Source organism: Vibrio cholerae ATCC 14035, assembly GCF_000621645.1.
Lineage (GTDB): Bacteria > Pseudomonadota > Gammaproteobacteria > Enterobacterales > Vibrionaceae > Vibrio > Vibrio cholerae.
The window spans coordinates 1-1,641 of record NZ_KK211326.1 but is presented as its reverse complement, the minus strand read 5'-3'; the positions used below and the strand labels follow the sequence as shown (position 1 = coordinate 1,641).

General features: G+C 42.8%; 3 protein-coding genes and 1 pseudogene. All 4 read right to left on the bottom strand.

Annotated features, from left to right (window positions below; all coding sequences use genetic code 11):
* Window positions 1-107 (bottom strand): annotated as a pseudogene (locus tag T411_RS1000000121605) (lipocalin family protein); the annotation flags it as partial.
* 136 nt (window positions 108-243) lie between these two features.
* Window positions 244-603, bottom strand: coding sequence for a VOC family protein (locus tag T411_RS0118775; protein ID WP_001071529.1), 360 nt, complete (start codon window positions 601-603; stop codon window positions 244-246).
* Between the two features lie 153 nt (window positions 604-756).
* Window positions 757-1,347, bottom strand: coding sequence for a TRADD-N-associated membrane domain-containing protein (locus tag T411_RS0118770; RefSeq protein WP_000021480.1), 591 nt, complete (start codon window positions 1,345-1,347; stop codon window positions 757-759).
* Window positions 1,348-1,486: 139 nt separating this feature from the next.
* On the bottom strand, window positions 1,487-1,641 hold a 155-nt coding region (locus T411_RS1000000120675), incomplete at its 5' end, for an acetyltransferase (protein WP_080287032.1).

Here is a 1,641-nt window from a genome sequence, read left to right as displayed (position 1 = left end):
CCTAAATAGTTGTTCAGTTCAAAATCCGACACTGGTTTTACTGATTCGGGCATGCCCAAGCAGCCATTTAATAAAACAGAGCAAAGAATCAAAAAGATAGCTCTCATGATATCTCCAAATACCTAACGCCCGCCTAAGGGGCTGGCAACGCATTACCACTAAACTCAAACACAACAACTGCAACCGCCGCGGCTCATTGGGACTGGAAACGCTACGCGTTGACAGTCCCTCTTGAGGCGTTTGTTATGCGCGTGCTTCAGACCAAACAGCAAATTCATTACCACTTGGCTCTGTAAAATGAAAACGACAACCACCAGGAAATTCAAAGATAGGACGGATGATATGACCGCCATTTTTCACGACTTTTTCTAAAGTAGCTTCAATGTCCGAACTGTAGAAAATTAACAGTGCGCCACCATTTTCAGTCCGACTAGAAAGCTCAGCCTTGAAAAAACCACCGTCTAAGCCTTCATTTGAGAAAGCTGTATATTCAGGTCCATAGTCAACAAAACTCCAGCCAAAAGTCTTTGAAAAGAACGCTTTCGTTGACTCTAAGTCGTTCACTGCAAACTCCACATAATTAAGCTTTTCATGCTGGTTCATTGTTAACTCCTGTCAATTTTTCCAATTAGCGCATAACGCCCGCCTAAGGGGCTGGCAACGCATTACCACTAAACTCAAACACAAAAACCGAAACCACCGCGGCTCAATGGGACTGGAAACGCTACGCGTTGACAGTCCCTCTTGAGGCGTTTGTTAGCCGCCTTGGATTTTGAGTGATAATTCAGAAATAGCATTATCTCTTTTTTCCTGATTCTCAATTTGCTTTGCAAAAGACAAGCCCACTCTAGCTGTTTCTATAACTGACATATCTTTTCTCAAGTCATCTAAACGATTGTTTGTTTCTCTGTTAAAACCGAGCACAATGACACTAAGAATCTCCGAAACTGCACCCACCACAACAGTAATTAACCCCTGCTCGATACCTTCTTTAAAATACAATAGTGCGACACCGGCAAAGATAACCAAAACTCCAACAATCATAAGTGTTAGCGCAATGTTAAATGCTGCTTTTGCTTGCCTCATCCTTTCCGCGGCAATTCCAGCAGTGAGCGTATAGGTTTCGTCTAAAGCTTCAATAGCTGCTTCATTGACTATTTTTGACTCCTGCTCCCCTGCCAAGTACAGCCTTTTTGGTTCGGCTGCGGTTATTTCATCTGAACATGAGTCATCAATGGTTTTTTTATCAAGTTTTTCCTTAAAGAGCTTAACCAATGATTCAGCTAATACATTTGAACCAAGCGCATTAGCTAATACAGTTGTCAACAATGTTACTTCTATCGACACAATAGATTCTCCTTTCGGCTAACGCCCGCCTAAGGGGCTGACAACGCATAAAAACCAAACTCAAACACAACAACCGAAACCGCCGCGGCTCAATGGGACTGGAAACGCCACGCGTTGACAGTCCCTCTTGAGGCGTTTGTTAGGTTTGTGCGCTGAAGCTCATGTAGTAATAACCACCCAATTCATCATCCACTTTCGACACAATTTCAAAACCTTGCGACAAATAAAAGTTGAGTGCCTTTTGATTTTGAACCATGCACTTAAGGCTTAAGTTGCCATATTTCATTTTTGCGC

Bases quoted from the DNA above. Each gene is read 5' to 3' on its own strand.
- T411_RS0118775 (WP_001071529.1), bottom strand. From the start codon at position 603: ATGAACCAGCATGAAAAGCTTAATTATGTGGAGTTTGCAGTGAACGAC.